Source organism: Streptomyces sp. YKOK-I1, from assembly GCF_054660435.1.
The window spans coordinates 7,485,164-7,505,456 of sequence record NZ_BAAGDR010000001.1 but is presented as its reverse complement, the minus strand read 5'-3'; the positions used below and the strand labels follow the sequence as shown (position 1 = coordinate 7,505,456).

The 20,293-nt window shown below is 71.4% G+C and carries 17 protein-coding genes; 8 read left to right on the top strand and 9 right to left on the bottom strand.

The features are described from left to right. Positions 1-210: 210 nt before the first annotated feature. Both ACYQ8Q_RS33470 and ACYQ8Q_RS33465 read right to left on the bottom strand, forming a co-directional pair. The gene (locus ACYQ8Q_RS33470) at positions 211-1,599 is read right to left on the bottom strand and encodes a M16 family metallopeptidase (RefSeq protein WP_460070327.1); all 1,389 of its coding nucleotides are present in this window, start codon (positions 1,597-1,599) and stop codon (positions 211-213) included. Beyond that, a complete protein-coding gene (locus ACYQ8Q_RS33465) occupies positions 1,596-2,945 on the bottom strand; it encodes a M16 family metallopeptidase (RefSeq protein ID WP_460070325.1) in 1,350 nt (449 codons plus the stop codon). Before ACYQ8Q_RS33465 ends, ACYQ8Q_RS33470 begins: the two co-directional genes overlap by 4 nt. 268 nt (positions 2,946-3,213) lie before the next feature. Between ACYQ8Q_RS33465 and ACYQ8Q_RS33460 the strand changes: the two genes are divergently transcribed. Next, positions 3,214-5,670: a DNA gyrase/topoisomerase IV subunit A gene (locus tag ACYQ8Q_RS33460; protein WP_460070323.1), complete on the top strand. Its 2,457-nt coding sequence runs from the start codon at positions 3,214-3,216 to the stop codon at positions 5,668-5,670. Here the strand turns inward: ACYQ8Q_RS33460 and ACYQ8Q_RS33455 are convergent. Beyond that, complete coding sequence (locus tag ACYQ8Q_RS33455) at positions 5,667-6,731, bottom strand: CobW family GTP-binding protein (RefSeq protein WP_460070321.1); 1,065 nt, start codon at positions 6,729-6,731, stop codon at positions 5,667-5,669. The two genes, ACYQ8Q_RS33460 and ACYQ8Q_RS33455, sit on opposite strands and share 4 nt — an antisense overlap. Positions 6,732-7,052: 321 nt before the next feature. Between ACYQ8Q_RS33455 and ACYQ8Q_RS33450 the strand changes: the two genes are divergently transcribed. Both ACYQ8Q_RS33450 and ACYQ8Q_RS33445 read left to right on the top strand, forming a co-directional pair. Next, positions 7,053-7,610, top strand: a complete 558-nt coding sequence (locus ACYQ8Q_RS33450) for a DUF6082 family protein (protein WP_460070318.1) — start codon at positions 7,053-7,055, stop codon at positions 7,608-7,610. A 212-nt stretch (positions 7,611-7,822) separates the two neighbouring features. Beyond that, positions 7,823-8,062, top strand: coding sequence for a hypothetical protein (locus ACYQ8Q_RS33445; RefSeq protein WP_358989726.1), 240 nt, complete (start codon positions 7,823-7,825; stop codon positions 8,060-8,062). 184 nt (positions 8,063-8,246) lie between these two features. On the opposite strand, the gene ACYQ8Q_RS33440 is transcribed toward ACYQ8Q_RS33445, so the two are convergent. Then, entirely contained in the window at positions 8,247-9,410 is a 1,164-nt protein-coding gene (locus tag ACYQ8Q_RS33440; protein WP_460070314.1) for a citrate synthase/methylcitrate synthase, read from the bottom strand. Between the two features lie 100 nt (positions 9,411-9,510). Here ACYQ8Q_RS33440 and ACYQ8Q_RS33435 point away from each other — a divergent pair, with 100 nt between their 5' ends. The 4 genes from ACYQ8Q_RS33435 to ACYQ8Q_RS33420 all read left to right on the top strand — a co-directional run bounded on the left by ACYQ8Q_RS33435 (position 9,511) and on the right by ACYQ8Q_RS33420 (position 14,347). After that, complete coding sequence (locus ACYQ8Q_RS33435) at positions 9,511-10,764, top strand: citrate/2-methylcitrate synthase (protein ID WP_460070312.1); 1,254 nt, start codon at positions 9,511-9,513, stop codon at positions 10,762-10,764. Positions 10,765-10,917: 153 nt separating this feature from the next. Then, positions 10,918-11,859 carry a sucrase ferredoxin gene (locus ACYQ8Q_RS33430; protein WP_460070309.1) on the top strand — a complete coding sequence of 314 codons (942 nt, stop codon included), beginning with the start codon at positions 10,918-10,920 and terminating at the stop codon, positions 11,857-11,859. A gap of 140 nt (positions 11,860-11,999) precedes the next feature. Then, positions 12,000-13,670 carry a sensor histidine kinase gene (locus ACYQ8Q_RS33425; protein WP_460070306.1) on the top strand — a complete coding sequence of 557 codons (1,671 nt, stop codon included), beginning with the start codon at positions 12,000-12,002 and terminating at the stop codon, positions 13,668-13,670. After that, positions 13,667-14,347 (top strand): response regulator, encoded by a 681-nt coding sequence (locus tag ACYQ8Q_RS33420; protein WP_460070304.1) that lies wholly within the window; start codon positions 13,667-13,669, stop codon positions 14,345-14,347. The genes ACYQ8Q_RS33425 and ACYQ8Q_RS33420 overlap by 4 nt, the downstream gene beginning before the upstream one ends. Before the next feature lie 22 nt (positions 14,348-14,369). Here ACYQ8Q_RS33420 and ACYQ8Q_RS33415 read toward each other — a convergent pair whose 3' ends face one another. From ACYQ8Q_RS33415 to ACYQ8Q_RS33405, 3 genes are all read right to left on the bottom strand, one after another. Then, positions 14,370-15,425, bottom strand: coding sequence for an ABC transporter substrate-binding protein (locus tag ACYQ8Q_RS33415; protein WP_460070303.1), 1,056 nt, complete (start codon positions 15,423-15,425; stop codon positions 14,370-14,372). Positions 15,426-15,503: 78 nt separating this feature from the next. Then, a complete protein-coding gene (locus tag ACYQ8Q_RS33410; RefSeq protein WP_460070301.1) occupies positions 15,504-16,367 on the bottom strand; it encodes an ABC transporter permease in 864 nt (287 codons plus the stop codon). Beyond that, positions 16,357-17,172, bottom strand: a complete 816-nt coding sequence (locus ACYQ8Q_RS33405) for an ABC transporter ATP-binding protein (protein WP_460070299.1) — start codon at positions 17,170-17,172, stop codon at positions 16,357-16,359. The genes ACYQ8Q_RS33410 and ACYQ8Q_RS33405 overlap by 11 nt, the downstream gene beginning before the upstream one ends. A gap of 161 nt (positions 17,173-17,333) precedes the next feature. Here ACYQ8Q_RS33405 and ACYQ8Q_RS33400 point away from each other — a divergent pair, with 161 nt between their 5' ends. Further along, on the top strand, positions 17,334-18,026 hold the full coding sequence (locus ACYQ8Q_RS33400; protein WP_460070297.1) for a response regulator: 693 nt from the start codon (positions 17,334-17,336) through the stop codon (positions 18,024-18,026). Between the two features lie 96 nt (positions 18,027-18,122). Here the strand turns inward: ACYQ8Q_RS33400 and ACYQ8Q_RS33395 are convergent, their stop codons facing one another. Further along, positions 18,123-19,715: a solute symporter family protein gene (locus ACYQ8Q_RS33395; protein ID WP_460070295.1), complete on the bottom strand. Its 1,593-nt coding sequence runs from the start codon at positions 19,713-19,715 to the stop codon at positions 18,123-18,125. Beyond that, positions 19,712-20,275, bottom strand: a complete 564-nt coding sequence (locus tag ACYQ8Q_RS33390) for a DUF485 domain-containing protein (RefSeq protein ID WP_460070294.1) — start codon at positions 20,273-20,275, stop codon at positions 19,712-19,714. The genes ACYQ8Q_RS33395 and ACYQ8Q_RS33390 overlap by 4 nt, the downstream gene beginning before the upstream one ends. Between the last annotated feature and the right edge of the window lie 18 nt (positions 20,276-20,293).

The following is a 20,293-nucleotide window of genomic DNA, read 5'->3' as shown; positions in this document are numbered from 1 at the left end:
CGCGGTGCCTGACGAACAGCCGGGCCGACGGTATGCGGGACCGTTATCAATCCTCAAACGGATCACGGTTTTTGTAGCGCACGCCACAGCGCAGACACACAACCTCCGCATCAATTCGGACATCTTGCGGCCCTGGGACAACGCCCGGGACAACGCCCGGGAGGACGCCTTCGTCGCCCCGGGGCCGCAGCATGTCCGCCTCGCCCGCGTCTACTCGGCGGGGACGACGGTGACTTCGCCGATCCCGAGCGCCTCGACGGGCTCCTTGATCTGCGCGGCGTCACCGACGAGGACGGTCACCAGGCGGTCCACCGGGAAGGCGCTCACGGCCGCCGCGGTGGCCTCCACCGTGCCGGTCGCGGCGAGCTGCCGGTAGAGCGTGGCCTGGTAGTCGTCGGGCAGGAACTGCTCGACCTGGTCGGCCAGCGTGCTCGCGACGGCCGCCGCGGTCTCGTACTTCAGCGGCGCCACGCCCACCAGGTTCTGCACGGCGACATCGCGCTCGGCGTCCGTCAGGCCCTCGGCCGCAAGGGTGCGCAGCACCTTCCACAGGTCGTCCAGGGCGGGACCGGTGTTCGGCGTGTCGACGGAGCCGCTGATGGCGAGCATCGCGGCGCCCGAGCCGTCCGGGGCGGAGCGCAGGACCTGCCCGAAGGCGCGCACGCCGTACGTGTAGCCCTTCTCCTCGCGCAGGACGCGGTCCAGCCGGGAGGTGAGGGTGCCGCCGAGGCAGTACGTGCCGAGGACCTGGGCGGCCCACACGCGCGCGTGCCGGTCGGCGCCGATCCGGCCGATGAGCAGCTGCGTCTGGACCGCGCCGGGGCGGTCCACGATGACGACGCGGCCGGTGTCGTCGGCGGTCACCGGCGGCACGGGCCGCTGCTGGGCCGGGGAGCCCGTCCAGGCGCCCAGGGTCTCGCCCAGGAGTGCGGCCAGGTCGACGCCCGTGAGGTCGCCGACGACGACCGCGGTGGACGTGGCCGGCCGGACGTGACGCTCGTAGAAGGCCCGCACGGCGGCGGAGTCGATCTTCTCGACGGTCTCCGCGGTGCCCTGGCGGGGCCGCGACATCCGCACGGTCGCCGGGAACAGCTCCTTGGAGAGCTCCTTGGCGGCGCGGCGGGAGGGGTTGGCCAGCTCGTGCGGGATCTCGTCCAGCCGGTTGTGGACCAGACGCTCGACCTCGCTGTCGGCGAAGGCGGGCGCGCGCAGGGCGTCGGCGAGCAGGCCGAGCGCCTTGGGCAGCCGGGAGGCGGGCACCTCCAGGCTGATCCGGACGCCGGAGTGGTCGGCGTGCGCGTCGAGGGTGGCGCCGCAGCGCTCCAGCTCGGCGGCGAACTCCTCGGCGGAGTGCTTGTCGGTGCCCTCGGTGAACGCGCGCGCCATGATCGTGGCGACGCCGTCCAGGCCGGTCGGTTCGGCGTCCAGGGGCGCGTCGAGGAGGACCTCGACGGCGACGACCTGCTGGCCGGGGCGGTGGCAGTGCAGGACGGTCAGACCGTTGTCCAGCGTGCCGCGTTCGGGCGCCGGGAACGCCCACGGCCGGGCCTCGCCCGCCCGGGGCTGGGGGTGGAAGTCCATCGTGGCGAGCTCCGTCACTGGGCCGCCTCCTCGTTCTCGTCCTGGTCGGCGGGGGCTTCGGGGGCGGTCGGCTCGTAGACGAGGACCGCGCGGTTGTCGGGGCGCAGGCGGGCCTGGGCGACCTCCCGCACCTCCTCGGGCGTGATGTCCAGGACGCGCTGGACGGCGGTCAGCGCGAGCTGCGGGTCGCCGAACAGGACGGCGAACCGGCACAGTTCGTCCGCGCGGCCGGCGACGGTGCCGAGCCGGTCGAGCCACTCGCGCTCCAACTGGGCCTGTGCGCGCTCCATCTCCTCGGCCGTGGGGCCCTCCTCGGCGAACCGGGCGAGCTCCTCGTCGATGGCGGTCTCGATGACGGGCACCTCGACGTCCCCGGACGTCTTCACGTCCAGCCAGCCCAGGGAGGGCGCCCCGGCGAGCCGCAGCAGCCCGAAGCCGGCCGCGACAGCCGTACGGTCGCGGCGCACCAGCCGGTTGTAGAGGCGGGAGGACTCGCCGCCACCCAGGACGGTGAGCGCCAGGTCCACCGCGTCGCACGCGCGCGTGCCGTCCTGCGGCAGCCGGTAGGCGGCCATCAGCGCGCGGGCCGGGACCTCCTCCTCGACGACCTCGCGCAGCTGCTCGCCGATGACGTCGGGCAGGGTGCCGTCGCGCGGCTCGGGCTTGCCGTCGTGCGCGGCGATGGAGCCGAAGTACTTCTCGATCCAGGCGAGCGTCTGCTCGGGGTCGATGTCGCCGACGACCGACAGGACGGCGTTGTTCGGCGCGTAGTACGTGCGGAAGAACGCGCGCGCGTCCTCCAGCGTCGCCGCGTCCAGGTCGGCCATCGAGCCGATCGGCGTGTGGTGGTAGGGGTGGCCGTCCGGGTAGGCGAGGGCGGTCAGCTTCTCGAAGGCGGTGCCGTACGGCACGTTGTCGTAACGCTGACGGCGTTCGTTCTTCACGACGTCGCGCTGGTTCTCCATGGACTCGTCGTCCAGGGCGGCGAGCAGGGAGCCCATGCGGTCGGCCTCCAGCCAGAGGGCGAGCTCCAGCTGGTGGGTGGGCATGGTCTCGAAGTAGTTGGTGCGTTCGAAGCTGGTGGTGCCGTTGAGCGAGCCGCCGGCGCCCTGGACCAGCTCGAAGTGGCCGTTGCCCTTGACCTGGGCGGAGCCCTGGAACATGAGGTGCTCGAAAAGGTGAGCCAGACCGGTGCGGCCCTTGACTTCGTGGCGCGAGCCGACGTCGTACCAGAGACACACCGCCGCGACGGGGGTCAGGTGGTCCTCGGAGAGCACCACGCGAAGGCCGTTGGCCAGGCGGTGCTCGGTCGCTGTCAGGCCCCCGGTGCCTGCCTGGTCTGTGGCCGTGTGACCCATGGGCATGTACGTCCCTTCCGATCGCGGACGCGGTCGTGCGAACCGCGTGTTTCCTGCCGGTCCTGTCACTGTATGCAAGCGCGCGGTGGGTCGGCGAAGTTCCCGGGGACGGTACGCCGAGAGCGAGAATCCGGGACGTCGCACCCGAACGGACATGACGTACCCTGCGGGCAATCATGAGAGGGCCGGGGTCCTGGGCCCGTCTTGTCAGTGCCACGGTCCACAATGGACCGCGTCAGAATCCGTCACACGCCTCAGCAAGGAGCCGGCAGCGATGGCCCGCCGCAGCACGAAGACCCCGCCGCCCGACGACTCGTACGAGGAGCGGATCCTCGACATCGACGTCGTCGACGAGATGCAGGGCTCCTTCCTCGAGTACGCGTACTCGGTCATCTACTCCCGCGCCCTGCCCGACGCCCGCGACGGACTCAAGCCGGTCCACCGCCGCATCGTCTACCAGATGAACGAGATGGGCCTGCGCCCCGACCGCGGCTACGTGAAGTGCGCGCGCGTGGTCGGCGAGGTCATGGGCAAGCTGCACCCGCACGGCGACGCGTCGATCTACGACGCCCTGGTGCGCATGGCCCAGCCGTTCTCCATGCGCGTGCCGCTGGTCGACGGCCACGGCAACTTCGGTTCCCTGGGCAACGACGACCCGCCGGCCGCCATGCGGTACACGGAGTGCCGTCAGGCCGAGGCGACGAGCCTGATGACGGAGTCGATCGACGAGGACACGGTCGATTTCGCGCCGAACTACGACGGCCAGGAGCAGGAGCCGGTGGCGCTGCCCGCCGCCTTCCCGAACCTGCTGGTCAACGGCGCGTCCGGGATCGCGGTGGGCATGGCCACGAACATGCCGCCGCACAACCTGGGCGAGGTCGTCGCGGCCGCCCGGCATCTGATCCGCTACCCCAACGCGGATCTGGACGCCCTGATGAAGTTCGTCCCGGGGCCGGACCTGCCCACCGGCGGCCGGATCGTCGGTCTGTCCGGCGTCCGCGACGCCTACGAGACGGGCCGCGGCACCTTCAAGATCCGCGCCACGGTCGCGGTGGAGACGGTGACGGCCCGCCGCAAGGGCCTGGTCGTCACGGAGCTGCCGTTCACGGTCGGCCCCGAGAAGGTCATCGCCAAGATCAAGGACCTGGTCGGTTCGAAGAAGATCCAGGGCATCGCCGACGTCAAGGACCTCACCGACCGTCAGCACGGCCTGCGTCTGGTCATCGAGATCAAGAACGGCTTCGTGCCGGAGGCCGTCCTGGAGCAGCTCTACAAGCTGACGCCGATGGAGGAGTCCTTCGGCATCAACAACGTGGCGCTGGTGGACGGCCAGCCGCTGACGCTGGGTCTCAAGGAGCTCCTGGAGGTCTATCTCGACCACCGCTTCGACGTGGTCCGCCGGCGCAGCGAGTACCGCCGCGGCAGGCGCCGTGACCGGCTGCACCTGGTGGAGGGCCTGCTGACGGCGCTCGTCGACATCGACGAGGTCATCCGGCTGATCCGCTCCAGCGAGAACAGCGCGGAGGCGAAGCAGCGCCTGATGGAGCGTTTCTCGCTCTCGGAGATCCAGACCCAGTACATCCTCGACACGCCGCTGCGCCGGCTCACCAGGTTCGACCGGATCGAGCTGGAGGCGGAGAAGGAGCGGCTCACCGCGGAGATCGCGGAGCTGACCCGGATCCTGGACTCGGACGCGGAGCTGCGCAAGCTGGTCTCCTCCGAACTGGCCGCGGTGGCCAAGAAGTTCGGCACCGAGCGGCGTACGGTCCTGCTGGAGTCGTCCGGCGCCCCGGCCTCCGCCGTACCGCTGCAGGTCGCGGACGACCCGTGCCGGGTCCTGCTGTCGTCCACGGGTCTGCTGGCCCGTACGGCGAGCGGCGAGCCCTTCACCGGTGAGGACGACGGCAGGCGCGCCAAGCACGACGTGATCGTCTCGGCGGTGCCGGCCACCGCGCGCGGGGAGATCGGCGCGGTCACCTCGGCGGGCCGGCTGCTGCGGATCAACGTCGTCGACCTGCCGCAGCTGCCGGACACGGCGTCGGCGCCGAACCTCGCGGGAGGCGCCCCGCTGACGGAGTTCGTCTCCCTGGAGGGCGACGAGACGCTGGTCTGCCTCATCACGCTCGACGAGTCCTCACCGGGTCTGGCACTCGGCACGGAACAGGGCGTGGTCAAGCGGGTGGTGCCCGACTACCCGTCCAACAAGGAGGAGCTGGAGGTCATCACCCTCAAGGAGGGCGACCGGATCGTCGGCGCGATCGAGCTGCGCACCGGTGAGGAGGACCTGGTCTTCATCACCGACGACGCCCAGCTGCTGCGCTACCAGGCCGCGCAGGTGCGTCCGCAGGGCCGTCCCGCGGGCGGCATGGCGGGCATCAAGCTCGCCGAGGGCGTGAAGGTGATCTCGTTCACCGCGGTGGACCCGTCGGTGGACGCGGTGGTCTTCACGGTCGCCGGCTCACGCGGCACGCTGGACGACTCCGTCCAGACGACGGCCAAGCTGACCCCGTTCGACCAGTACCCGCGCAAGGGCCGTGCCACCGGCGGTGTGCGCTGCCAGCGGTTCCTGAAGGGCGAGGACTGCCTGTCCTTCGCCTGGGCGGGCCCGGTCCCGGCGAAGGCCGCCCAGAAGAACGGCATGCCGGCCGAACTGCCCGAGATGGACCCGCGCCGCGACGGCTCGGGCGTCTCCCTGCCGAAGACGGTGGGCGTGGTGGCGGGCCCGGTCTAGGCCGGTTCCCCGGGATCCGACGTGCCGTCCGGGTCCTGTACGTAGCGCAGGACGCCCCACATGCCGTGCTCGTCGGCGTGCGGGGCGTCGCTCGTGCACGCCTGAAGCTCCTTGCCGAGGGCCTCGGCGTCGATGCCGGTGCCGATGAGGACGAGCTGGGTGAGGCGGTCCTCGGCGGCGCCCCGGACCTCCGGGTAGAAGCGCAGGAAGCGGCCGACGGCGTGCACGGCGTAGCGGTTCAGGACGTCGTGCGCGCCGAAGTCGACGTACCCCTTGATCCGGTAGAGCCCCTCGGGCCTGCTGTCGAGGAAGGCCATCAGCCGGCGGGGGTCGAGGGGGACTTCGGACACGAAGGAGACGCTGTCGTAGGCGGCGTGCAGGTGCTCGGCGTGCGCCTCGCTCTCCCTGCGCCCGTCCAGGTCGTCGAAGGACAGCTGCCCGATGCGCTCCTCGCTGGGCCTGCAGTCGAAGAGGAACTCCGGGTCGACACGGCCGTACGAGGCGGGGACGACGGCGGCCCGGTCGACGAGGGAGCGGACGAGTCCGAGGACGCGCCCGCCGTCCGCGGCCCGGTCCAGCTTGTTCACGACGACCAGGTCGGCGAGGGCGAGATGCCGGTCGATCCCGGGATGCCTGGTGCGGGTGTCGTCGAACTCGGCGGCGTCGACGACCTCGACGAGGCCGCCGTAGACGATCCCCGGGTGCTCGCTGGCGAGCACCATCCGCACCAGTTCCTCGGGTTCGGCGAGACCGCTGGCCTCGATGACGATGACGTCGATGCCGGTGTCGGGGTGGGCGAGCCGCTCCAGATAGACGTCGAGTTCGCCGGCGTCGACGGCGCAGCACAGACAGCCGTTGCCGAGGGAGACGGTGGAGTCGCCGAGCGCGCCCGCCACGGCCATGGCGTCGATCTCGATCGCCCCGAAGTCGTTGACGATCGCCCCGATGCGGCTGCCGCCGCTGCGGTGCAGGAGATGGTTCAGCAGGGTCGTCTTGCCGGAGCCGAGGAATCCGGCGAGTACGACGACCGGGATCTGCTGCGGACTGCGGCTCTGCGTCACCGTGCGACCTCTCTGACACCTGCGCGTACTCCGGCTCACGGCCGCGGAGCGCGTACGACGATGGAACGCGCCCCAGGATACGAGTCCATCGAATCCCTCCGAAGTGAACGATTGTTAGCAGCACTTGCGGGGCAGACGTCTGGCAAGGCGCCCTGGCGTGCGACCCTCGCTTCCCTCCGTGCGCCTCCCCTCCGCCTCCCCCGCCGATCAGAGCGGCTCGGCACCCTGGGAGACGGCAAGCGCCGCCCACCGCTCGCCGGTCCCCGTCACTCCACCCGCACCCCGACGACCGGCGCACGGCCGCCTGATTCGGGGGTTGACATGGCCACAAGGAAGTCTCGGACGCGGGGACTCGCTCCCGTCGCTGCGGCGGGCCTCGGCATCGCGGCCGGGGCCCTCGCAGCACTGACCGTCCAGCGGAACACCCTCAACGCGCTGCGCACCCGACTCGAGCGCCTGGAGCAGGCGGTCTCGGCCCCGGCCCACACCAACCTCGCCCATCAGCAGCGGCTGCACTGGGAACTGCTGAGCAAGGCGATCGACAGCCCCGAGCTGGCCGAAGTGCTGGACATCTTCGAGGTGCCGGCGTCACCCCAGAAGCGACGGCAGTACCTCTTCGCCAACGCCCTGTACACGAACCTGCTGTTCTACTACCGCATCGGCAACCTGACCCGCGAGGAGTTCCACGGCCGGATGCGCGGTCTGCTGCAGAACCCCGTCGTCCGGGAGTACTGGTACGCCACCCAGGGCCAGCGGGCGACGCTCCCCGCCGATTCGATCGAGGCCGACCTGGGGCGCATGGTCGACGAGCTGCTGCGTCAGCTCGAAGAGGCCGATGTGGACGAATGGTGGGTGGTGGGCGAGCCACCGGCCGAGTAGACGGCGCGCGCCACGAGGTTCACGCCGACGGCCCATAACGAACCGGTCAAGTGCGCAGTTGATGGGGGCGTCAGGGAGTTGACTCGCGCTTGATCGCGTAGAGGACCCCACACCATCGTCGCCTACGCCGCCGGATGACGAGTGCACCCCACAGGGTCCGCCTTGCATCGAGCAGTCGTCGTGCGCAAGCCAATGGACCAAGGGAAGCAACAGTGAGTCAGATCATCCGTCGGATCGGTGCGGCCCCAGCCGAGCGGGGAAGCACGGGAGGGGGCAACTGCCCCGACATCTTCGAGTTGGCCGACGGGAACTTCGCCGTGATCGGCACGGACGCCACGGATTCGCTGGACCCCGACCTCCCGTCCGACGCCTCCCGCGCCGACTACGAACGCATCGTCGTCATCACCCGCGAGACCCTCATTCGCGCGAAGGCCGACATCCCGGACGCGTGACAAGGCTTCGGGGAGAGCCGTCGAACTCCCCCAAGGGCCCGGTACGCCGCACCCCGCAAGGGGCCCGGTACGCCGCTCGCGGCACCGGGCCCACGGCGCGTGCGCCTGCCGTGCGCCGTGCGCGCCCCCTCCGATGCGACCTGCCGCGGCCCCTGCCGTCGTGCGGCACAGGCGAGTGCCTCCTTCAGGCCGCCTCCGGTACCGCCACCGGCGCCCCCGGCCCCACGTACCGCGCCACGGGACGGATGATCTTCGCGTCCTCGGCCTGCTCCAGGATGTTCGCGCTCCAGCCCACCACCCGCGCCGCCGCGAACGTGGGGGTGAACATCGCGCGGGGCAGCCCGCACAGCTCCATGACCACTCCGGCGTAGAACTCCACGTTGGTGTGCAGCTCACGGCCGGGCTTCAGTTCGGCGAGGATCGCCTCCACCCGACGTTCCACCTCCACGGCGAACGCGACCCGCGCCCCGCCGAACCGCAGCGCCGCCTCCCGGAGCATCCGCGAACGCGGGTCCTCCGTGCGGTACACGGCGTGACCGAAGCCCATGATGCGCTCACCGGCGAGGACCCGCTCCCGGATCCAGGGGTCGATGCGGTCGGGTGTACCGATCGCGTCCAGGGTGTCCAGCGCCCGGCTGGGCGCACCCCCGTGCAGCGGCCCCGACAGCGCCCCCACCGCCCCCACGAGGCACGCGGCCACGTCGGCCCCGGTCGAGGCGATCACCCGGGCCGTGAACGTTGACGCATTGAAGCCGTGGTCAATGGTGGAGATCAGGTACTGCTCGACCGCCCGGACCCGCTCCGCGTCGGGCTCCGCCCCGGTCAGCATGTAGAGGTAGTTCGCCGCGTACGACAGGTCCTCGCGCGGCTCGACGGGGTCCAGCCCCTTCCCCAGCCGGTACAGGGCGGTGAGCAGGGTCGGCACGGACGCGGCCGCCACGACGGTGTCCGCGCGGCGCCGGTCCGCGTCGATGTCGTACACGGGCCGGAAGTCCCTCTCCGCGCCCAGCAGCGACAGGGCCGTCCGCATCCCGGCGAGGGGGTTCGCGCCACCGGCCCCGGCGATGGTGGGCAGCGCCGCCGCCACCGCCCGGGGGAGCCGTCGCAGGGCGGCGGTCTCGGCGGCGAAGGCGGCACCCCGTTCCGCGTCCGGCAGCTCTCCGTGGATCAGGAGGTGCCACACGTCCTCGAAGGGGCGGGCATGCGCCAGGTCGACGGCCGAGTACTGGCGGTAGTGGTAGAAGCCCTCGCGCCCCCGGACGTCACCGACCTCGGTGTCGGCGACGACGACACCGGCGAGACCGCGCGGTGCGTCGAGGAGTGCGGGTGTGGACGGCGTGACGGTCATGACGTCCTCCTTAAGCATTGATTGGACTGTCCATGATTGACGAAACATCTGTCAATATTGATTGAATCAATACATGCCTCCTGCGGATACGGTGACCCCCATGCGCGATCAGGAACCCGCCCCCGGCCACCCGGACCGACGGCTGAGCACCAAGGAGGCCGCCGAACTGCTCGGCGTGAAGCCAGAGACCGTGTACGCGTACGTGAGCCGTGGTCAGCTCAGCAGCAGACGCACGCCCGGCGGCCGGGGCAGCACCTTCGACGCCAAGGAGGTCGAGGCACTCGCGCGGCGCAACCGGCGGGAGAGCGAAGGGAGTTCGGGCACAGGCGGAGAGCTGTCCGTGCGGACCCGGCTCACGTTCATCGACAAGGACCGGTACTACTACCGCGGTGTCGACGCGACCGAACTGGCCGCCCGGCACCCGTACGAAGAGGTCGCCGAGTGGCTGTGGACCGGCCGCCTGCACCCCGGTACCGCCTTCACCGCACCCGCCGCCTCCGTCGAGGCCGCCCGCCGAGCGGTGGACGCGCTGCCCGAACACAGCGGCCCCACCGACCGGTTGCGGGTGGCCGCCGTCGCCGCGGCCGTCGCCGACCCGCTGCGGTTCGACCTCACCGAGGAGGCCGTGCTCGGCACCGCGCGCATCCTGATCCCCACCCTTGTCGCCGCCCTCCCGCCCGCGCGGCCCACCCACCGCGACGAGGGCTCACTGGCCCGGCGCCTGTGGGCACGGCTGACCGGGCGGCGCGTGGACGAGGCGAAGCTGCGCGTCCTCGACACCGCGCTCGGCCTGCTCGTCGACCACGACCTGGCCGCCTCGACGCTCGCGGTGCGGGTCGCCGCCTCGGCCCGCGCGCACCCCTACGCGGCCGTCTCGGCCGGCCTGGGCGTCATCGAGGGGCCCCTGCACGGCGCCGCGAGCGGGCTCGCGCACCGGCTGCTGGAGGAGGTCCTCGAGCTGGGCGACGCGGGACCGGTGATCGCCCAGGAGCTGCGGGCCGGCCGCCGCATCCCCGGCCTCGGCCACCGCCTCTACCCCGGCGAGGACCCACGCGCGCGTGCCCTGTTCGCCCTCCTGGAGGAGATCCCGGATGCGGCGCCCGCGCTCGCCGCGGCGCGTGACATCGTCACCACGACCGCCCGCCACACCCCGTTGCACGCCAACGTCGACCTCGCGCTCGGCGTCCTGACCGCCTCCTTCGGCATGGAGCCCGCGGCGGGCGAGACGATCTTCGCGGTGGCCCGGACGGCGGGCTGGATCGCCCACGCCCTGGAGGAGTACGGCGAACGGCCCCTGCGGATGCGCCCCAGCGGACAGTACGTGGGACCGAAGCCGCCCCAACACCTCCCCTAGGCCGCCGGCACCTGTCCGGGGACACCGGCCCGCCCCAGGACGCCGGCCGCCCTGGGGCGAGGGCCGCGCGCACAGCCTCGCCCCCAGGACTCCACAGCGATCCACAGGCACTGCGGGAGGTGCGGCACGCCAAGTCAGGTTAGGCTCACCTCTGTGAGTACGTGCGCGACCGACTCGCGGAACCTCGGCGAGCCCATGCCCGGAACCGCGGCCACCGCCTCGACCTGGCTCCTGCTGGAGCAGGCCGGTCCGTGGGGTGCCAAGGCGCTCACCTCGAGCCACCTGGACCCCGTACTGGGCCGAGCCCTGGAAGCGGCCGCCAAGGACACGGGCGTGCGGATCGCGCTCATCCGCCGCCCCGGCCGGCACGCCGACCCCGGTCTGCCGCCGCCCGTACGGCATGTGTACGCGGCCCACACCGCGCCGGGGAACGTCTGGCTGCGCACCGCCACGACCACCGACCCCGCGCGACTGCTCGACCTCGACTTCGCCGCGCTCGGCCGGGGCGACCACCGCGGCTTCGACACCGCGCTGCACGGCGGCCCGCACAGCGGTGATCCCCTCGCGCTCGTCTGCACCAACGGCAAGCGCGACCGCTGCTGCGCCCTGCTGGGCCGCCCGCTCGCCGCCGAGCTGGCCGCCTCGGGCGTACCGGGTGTGTGGGAGGTCACTCATCTGGGCGGTCATCGCTTCTCCCCGACGGTCCTCGTCCTGCCGCACGGCTACGTGTACGGCCGCGCGGAGGCCCACACCGTCAAGGAGGTCCTGCACGGCGTCCAGGAGGGCCGGGTCGTCGTGGACGGCTGCCGTGGGCGCTCCGCCTGGGAGCGGCCCGGGCAGGCGGCGGAGCTGGCCGTGCGCCGGGTGACCGGCGAGGACCGGGCCGAGGTGCTCGACGTCGTCCGCACCACCGGCGAGGCGCCGCGCTGGGAGGTGACCGTCGCGCACACCGACGGACGCCACTGGCGGGTCGTGGTGGCTCAGAGCGCGTCCGAGCCGCCCCGCGCGGAGAGTTGTGGGGCGTCGGTCCTCGGCGCACCCGCGCGGCTGGACGTGGTGGCGGTGCGCGAACCGGCGGTGGCGGGGGTCGGCTGACCCACCTGTGTCCATGGTTGATCCCGGGTCTCGCGGGACCCGGTAGAACCGTTTCCTCTTGAGCCGATCAAGAGCCGGTCAAGAGATCCACACCACACACCCCTACGGCTGCACCGCCCCGCCCACGTACCGTCTTGGGTATGAGCCCCTCTCCCCCCGCCCGTCGCCTGCGCCTCGGCATGCCCCGGCGCGTGTTCTCGCAGGTGCTGCTGATGCAGCTGGCGATCGCCGCGGGAGTCGTGGTGCTCGCGACCGGTCTCTTCCTCGCCCCGCTCAGCAACCAGCTCGACGACCAGGCGATGCGCCGCGCCCTGGCCATCGCCCAGACCACGGCGGCGGTCCCCCAGATCGCCGAGGACCTGCGGCGGACCCCGCCCACGGTCGACGGCCCGGTGCAGCGCGAGGCGGAACGGATCCGCAAGGCCAGCGGCGCCGAGTACGTCGTGGTCATGGACCTGAACGGCACCCGCTGGTCGCACACGGACCCCGACGAGGTCGGCGGCCACGTCTCGACGGATCCGCAGAAGGCACTGGCCGGCCAGGACGTGATGGAGATCGACAGCGGCACCCTGGGCCGCTCGGCCCGCGGCAAGGTGCCCCTGCGCGACAGCGCCGGCGACATCGTCGGGGCGGTCTCGGTCGGCATCGAGTACGACAGCGTGCGCGCCCGTCTGATCCATGCGATCCCGGGCCTGTTCGCCTACGCGGGCGGTGCGCTCGCCGTGGGCGCGCTGGCCGCCTGGCTCATCTCCCGAAGGGTCCAGCGGCAGACCCGTGACCTGGCCTTCTCCGATATCTCGGCCCTGCTCGCGGAGCGCGAGGCGATGCTGCACGGCATCCGCGAGGGCGTCGTCGCGCTGGACCGGAGCGGACGGGTCCGGCTGCTCAACGACGAGGCACAGCGGCTCCTGGGGATCGGCGACGAGGTGGTGGGCCGCTCCCCCGACGAGGCGCTCGGCGAGGGACGCACGGCCGACGTCCTGGCCGGCCGGGTGACCGGCACCGACCTGATCGCCGTACGCGGACAGCGGGTCCTGGTGGTCAACCGGATGCCCACCGACGACGGCGGCGCCGTGGCCACCCTGCGCGACCGCACCGAACTGGAGCAGCTCGGCCGCGAACTCGACTCCACGCGCGGGCTGATCGACGCGCTGCGCGCCCAAGACCACGAGCACGCCAACCGGATGCACACCCTCCTCGGTCTGCTCGAACTGGAGATGTACGACGACGCCGTGGACTTCGTCGGAGAGGTGGTCGGCGACCACCGGGTCACCTCGGAGCAGGTGACCGAGAAGATCGAGGACCCGTTGCTCGCGGCGCTGCTGGTCGGCAAGGCGACCGTCGCGGCCGAGCGCGGGGTCGCCCTGTGGGTCTCCGACGGCACCCGGCTGCCGGACCGGCTCGTCGACCCGCGCGGGCTGGTCACGGTGGTCGGCAACCTCGTGGACAACGCGCTCGACGCCGTCGCCGGCACCCCGCACGCGCGCGTGGAGGTCGAACTGCGCGCGGAGGGCCGTACCGCCGTCCTGCGGATACGGGACACCGGGCCCGGCATCCCGGCCGAGCAGCGCGAGCTGGTGTTCACCGAGGGCTGGTCCACGAAGAAGCCGCCCGCGCACGGCAAACGCGGCATCGGGCTCTCGCTGGTGCGCAGGCTCGCGGAACGGCAGGGCGGCAGCGCCACGGTCGGCGAGGCGGTCGGCGGCGGCGCCGAGTTCACCGTCGTCCTTCCCGAGGCGCTGGCCGGACCCGACCTGGAACCCGCACTGACGGCATCGGTGAACGGCACCGTCGAGGAGGAGACGCGATGATCGAGGTCCTGGTCGTGGACGACGACACCAGGGTCGCCCGGGTCAACGCGGCCTACGTCGAGAAGGTGCCCGGCTTCCGCGTCGCCGGCGAGGCCCACAGCGCGGCCGAGGCGCTGCGCCAGCTGGAGCTGCATCCGCGCCTGGACCTGGTTCTGCTGGACCACTACCTGCCCGACGAGACGGGCCTGGAGGTCGTCCAGGAGATGCGGCGGCGCGGCCATCAGACCGATGTGATCATGGTGACGGCGGCACGGGACGTCTCGACCGTGCAGGCGGCGATGCGCCAGGGCGCGCTCCAGTACCTGGTGAAGCCGTTCAACTTCGCGGGCCTGCGCGCCAAGCTGGAGGCCTACGCCGATCTGCGCCGCACGCTCGACGGCGGCGGGGAGGCCGAGCAGGCCGACGTGGACCGCATCTTCGGCGCGCTGTCCGCTCCCTCGGAGCCAGGGCTGCCCAAGGGGCACTCCCCCACCACCGCCGAGCTGGTCCGCCAGTCCCTGTTGAACGCCGAGGGGCCGTTGTCGGCCCAGGAGATCGCCGACCGGACCGGGGTGAGCCGCCAGACCGCCCAGCGCTATCTGAAGCTCCTGGAACGCACGGGACGGGCCCGGCTGACCCTGAAATACGGCGACGCGGGCCGCCCGGAACACCGTTACGTGTGGGCGACCCGCGCCTGAGGGGCACGGCGGGGCGGGGCCGTCAGCCGGCCGCCTTCTCGACGAACTCCGTGGTGTAGGTCTTGCTCAGGTCGACGTCGGCCTTCTGGATGGCGGGGTTGAACGCCTTGAGGACCTTCTCCACGGTCTCGGGGCCCTGCTCGGGCATCACGCCGTCCTTCGTGAACATCGGCAGTGTGCTCTTGATGGCCACGGCGTACAGCGTCTTGTTGCCCTGCGAGTAGTCGGCCGGCATCTTGTCGGCGATCTCGCTGGCGCTGTGGGTGGACATCCACGTGAGCGTCTTGACGAATGCATTGGCCAACTTCTGGACGGTGTCCTTGTGGCTGTTGACCCAGTCCGTCTGCATGTACAGGCTTGACGACGGGTACGGCCCGCCCAGCGCCTCCATGGATCCCTGCGGTGTCCTCATGTCGATGAGGACCTTGCCGGCCTTCTTGTCCAGGATGTTCGCGACGGTCGGGTCGGTCGTCATACCCGCGTCGATGGCGCCCTGCTCCAGTGCCGAGATGAACGTCGGACCGGCGCCCACCGCGACCGGGGTGAACTCGCTGACCTTCACGCCGTTCTTGACGGCGAGGTACTTGGTGAGGAAGTCGGTCGAGGAGCCGAGGCCGGTCACACCGAGCTTCTTGCCCTTGAAGTCCTCGGGCGAGGTGATCTTGCCCTCCGCCTTGGTGGAGACGATCTCCACCTCGCCGGGCGCCTGCGAGAACTGCACGACGGACTCGACGGCCTTGCCCTTCACCTGGAGGTCGAGCGTGTGGTCGTAGAAGCCGACGGCGCCCTGGACCTGGCCGGAGACGAGCGCGGTCTCGGCCTGCACACCGGCCGGCTCGCTCAGCAGCTCGACGTCGAGGCCCTCGGCGTCGAAGTAGCCGAGGCGCTGGGTGAGCATCGCGGGCAGGTAGATGACCTTGTCCAGGCCACCGACCATGATCTTGACCTTCGTCCCCTTGCCGTCCCCGCCGGAGCCGGTGGAGGCGGTACTCGCCGCGTCGTTGGCGCAGGCGGTGAGGGAGGAGAGGGCGAGCAGGCCGGCGGCGGCCAGGGCGGCGTGTCTGGCGGAGAAGCGCATGGCGGTTTCACGTCCTTGTGAGAGGGGTGGTGGTGCGGGGTGGGACGGCCGGGATCGGCGGGGAGCGTTCAGCGGGTGTCAGCTGTCGGAGCCCGACGGCTTCCAGCGGAAGATGCGCCGTTCGGCGAAGGTGAGCAGTCCCTCGGCGACGAGTGCCACGACGGCGAGGATGACCATCGCCGCGTACACACCGGCCGCGTTGAACGTGCCCTGGGACTGCGCGACGAGCAGGCCGATGCCCTTGGTGGCGCCGATGTACTCGCCGACGATCGCGCCGATGAGGGCGAAGCCGAAGCTGACGTGGAGGCTGGTGAAGATCCAGGAGGTGGCGGACGGGATGACGACCTGAAGCGTCACCCGGCGGTCGCTCGCCCCGAGGATGCGGGCGTTGGCGACCAGGTTGCGGTCGACCTCGCGAGCGCCCTGGAAGGCGTTGAAGAAGACGGGGAAGAACACCAGGACGACGGCCGAGGCCACCTTGGAGGCGGGGCCGAGTCCGAACCAGATGACGAAGATCGGTGCCAGGACGATACGGGGGATCGAGTTGAGCACCTTGATGTATGGACCAAGGACATCGGCGAGGAAGGTGATCCGCCCGAGCGCGATACCGCAGACGACACCGGCGATCACGCCGATGACCCAGCCGAGCAGTGCCTCGTGGAGCGTGTACCAGATCTGTTCGCCGAGGGAGCCGAGCGCGGTCCCGTGGGTGACCCAGGTCCAGATCTGGTCCCAGATCTTGGAGGGCATCGAGAAGTTGAACGGATCGATGGCCTTGGCCCGGGAGAGCGCCTCCCACAGGGCGAGGACGAGGACCAGGAGCAGCACCCGGGAGGCTCCGACGACGATCTTGCGTCGGCGTGCGGCCCGCGCGCGCGAGTGGGCGCGATCCGGCGTCTTGACCGTGTCCACGACGGGCGTACTGAGGACGTCAGGCGACATGGGCGGCACCTCTTTCGCGGGTGATGCGGACCTCTTCGCCGAGGGACTCCCAGATCTCGCGGTAGATCTCGATGAACCGCGGCTCCAGACGCACCGACTCGACCTTGCGCGGGCGCGGCAGGTCGATGTCGAAGACGTGCTTCACGGTGGCCGGCCCCGCGGTCATGACCACGACCTTGTCGGCCAGCGCGATGGACTCCTCCAGGTCGTGGGTGACGAAGACGACCGAGGCGCCCGTGCCCTCCCACAGTTCCAGGAGCTCGTCGGACATCAGCGCCCTCGTCTGCACGTCGAGTGCCGAGAACGGCTCGTCCATGAGCAGGATCTCGGGGTCGTTGACGAAGGTGGCGGCGAGGGCGACGCGCTTGCGCTGACCGCCGGAGAGCTGGTGCGGGTAGCGGTCCTCGAAGGCGGCGAGGCCAACCCGGGCCAGCCACTCGCGGGCCTTCTCCTTGGCCTCCGCCTTTGGCACGCCGCGGAAGCGGGGACCCGCCATGACGTTGGACAGGACCGTGCGCCAGGGGAAGGTGGCGTCCTGCTGGAAGACGAAGCCGACCTTGTCGCCGACCCCGCGCACCGGCTGCCCGGCGACCAGCACCTCGCCCCGGGTCGGCTCCTCCAGGCCGCTGACCAGCGTCAACGTGGTGGACTTGCCGCAGCCGGTAGGGCCGACGACAGCCACGAACTCACCGCGCCCGACGGTGAGGTCGAGGTCCCGGACGGCCGTGTGCAGGCCTCCCGAGGGGGTCCTGAAGACCTTGCTCGCGCCCCGCAGCTCGATGGCGGGGCTGGTGTGTGCGCTCATGGCCGGGGACGGTAGATGTGAGCCGGGACACCGCATCAGCCTTGTGGGCGCATGCGCTTCTTTTGCTTGCAAGAGGCTGTTGTGCTCTTTTTGCGCGCGCTACAACAGCGGAGCCGAAACATGGGCTTAACGCCCACCAGGCCTTGAGGGAAAGAGGCCCGATGATTGACGTCCTGGTCGTGGACGACGACTTCCGCGTCGCCGAGATAAACGCCAAGTACGTGGGAAAGGTTCCCGGCTTCCGGGTGGCCGCCCGCGCGCACAGCGCCGCCCAGGCGCTGGCCTCCGTGCAACGCGGAAGCATCGACCTGGTCCTGCTCGACCACTACCTCCCCGACGGGACCGGCCTGGAGCTGGTGCACCGGATGCGGGAACAGGGCCATGGCACCGATGTCATCATGATCACGGCAGCCGGCGACGTCACGACGGTGCAGACCGCCATGCGCCTGGGTGCCCTGCACTACCTGGTGAAACCGTTCACCTTCGCCGCGCTGCGCACCCGTCTCGACTCCTACGCCGCCCTGCGCCGCACGGTGGACCGGGTCGGCGGCCGGGGCATCGCCGGCCAGGAACAGGTCGACCGGATCTTCGGCGCCCTGCGCACCACCCCGGTCCCGTCCTCCCCCGGACTGCCGACCGGCCACTCGGAGCCGACCACGGACCTGATCTGCACCGTCCTGCACCGCGCCGACCACCCGCTGTCGGCCCACGAGGTGGCGGCCGAGACCGGCCTGAGCCGCTCCACCGCCCAGCGCTACCTCCGCCACCTGGAACAGGCCGGCCGGCTGCGCCTCTCCCTCAAGTACGGCGACACCGGCCGCCCGGAACACCGCTACGCCTGGGTGGCGCCTTAGCGGCCCGGAACCGCCCCGTCCGCTGTGACGCCTGAGGCACCCCGGGCGATGCCTCCGCACCCGCCGTACCTCCTACGAGGCCCACCGCACCCCGGGTCAGACGGCGCCCGCCCCCGTCAGCGACCGGACCTCGGTCTCCGCGTGCTTGGCCTCGTCCGCGATCTCGGCCGAGGTGACCGTGCCGAGCCACCCCGCGAGGAAGCCCAGTGGGATCGAGACCACGCCGGGGTTCTGGAGCGGGAAGTACTGGAAGTCCACGCCGGGGAAGAGCGACTCGGGGCTGCCCGACACGACCGGGGACAGCATCACCAGCACCAGCGCCGGCACCAGCCCGCCGTACACCGCCCACACCGCGCCCCGCGTGGTGAAGCCGCGCCAGAACAGGGAGTAGAGCAGCACCGGAAGATTCGCGGACGCCGCGACCGCGAACGCCAGCCCCACCAGGAAGGCGACATTGAGATCTCGGGCCAGCAGCCCCAGGGCGATCGCGATCACACCGATGCCGACGGCGGCGATCCGCGCCACCGCCACCTCGCTGCGGGCCTTCGCCCCGGCGGCGCGCAACGAGGCGTACAGGTCGTGCGCCACCGACGCCGAGGAGGCCAGAGTGATCCCGGCGACCACGGCGAGAATCGTCGCGAACGCGATCGCCGCCACGAACGCGAACAGAACCGTGCCGCCCGTCGAGTCGGCTCCGCCGCCGAGGTCGAGCGCGAGAAGCGGAACCGCGGTGTTCCCGGCCACGTTCGAGGCGCGCACCGTCTCGGGTCCGAGGATCGCCGCCGCACCGAACCCTAGGACGATCGTCATCAGATAGAAGCCGCCGATGAGCCCGATCGCCCAGACCGTGGACCGCCGGGCGGCCCGCGCGGTCGGCACCGTGTAGAAACGCGACAGGATGTGCGGCAGCCCCGCCGTACCCAGCACCAGTGCCAGACCGAGGCTGATGAAGTCGAGGCGGGCGGTCCAGTCCCCGCCGTACTTCAGCCCGGGCGCGAGGAACGCCGCGCCGTGACCGCTGCGCTCGGCCGCTGTGAGCAGCAGCCGGTCGAAGTCCCCGTGGAACCGCACCAGCACGAGCACCGTGAGCGCGATCGTGCCGCAGAGCAGGAGCACCGCCTTCACGATCTGGATCCATGTGGTGGCCCGCATCCCTCCCAACGACACATAGATCACCATCAGCGCCCCGACCCCGATGACGGCCCACGCCCGGGCCGCGTCGTCGGTGTTGCCCAACAGCAGCGCGACCAGGCTGCCCGCGCCCACCATCTGCGCCACCAGATAGAGCACGGACACGGTGACCGAGGAGGTTCCCGCCGCGATCCGCACCGGCCGCTCGCTCATCCGGGCCGCGACGACATCGGCGAGCGTGAACCGTCCACAGTTGCGCACCAGTTCGGCGACCAGGAACAACACCACCAGCCAGGCCACGAGGAACCCGACCACGTAGAGCAGCCCGTCGTAGCCGAAAAGCGCGATGAGGCCCGCGACACCGAGGAAGGAGGCGGCCGACATGTAGTCACCCGCGATGGCAAAACCATTCTCCATCGGGGAGAACAACCGCCCGCCGGCGTAGAACTCCTCCTCCGACCCCTGCCGGTTGCGACTCACCCAGGTCGTGATCCCCAGGGTGACCGCGACGAAGGCGCTGAACAGCGCCAACGCCAGCGCCTGATGGTGTCCGGTCACGACGCTCCACTCCTCGCCCCGCGCGTCAGTTCCTGTGTGTCCCAGCGCAGTTCGAGCGCCGCACGGTCCCGGCGCAGCCGCGCGTGCCGCGCATAGGCCCAGGTGAGCAGGAACGTCGTCAGGAACTGACCGAGTCCCGCGATCAGCGCCACGTTCACCGCGCCCACGACCGGCCTCGCCATGAACCCCGGCGCGGCCGTCGCGGTCACGACATAGCCCACGTACCAGAGGAAGAACCCCGCGCACGCCGGCCCCACGAACCGCCGGTAGCGGCCGCGTACTTCCTGGAAGGCGGCGCTGCGCTGCACCTCGAGATAGACCTGCGCCGCGGCCGCGTCCTCCCGCCCCCTGCGGGCCGTCGGCACCTCGGTCCCGCGGATGCCCGCCGGGGCCGTCGTCCCCTGCTCGCCCCAGCCCGACGCGAGCGCGTCGTACCAGGGGTCCTCGTAGCACACCTCTCCCGGCGTCTCGACGAACTCCGGGCCCCGGCCGTGATGGTGCTCGCCGGATCTCTCAGGGCCGTCCCCGCCGCCGCGGGCCCGGCCATCGCTTGACTGCATGCCCAAGGATGGACATAT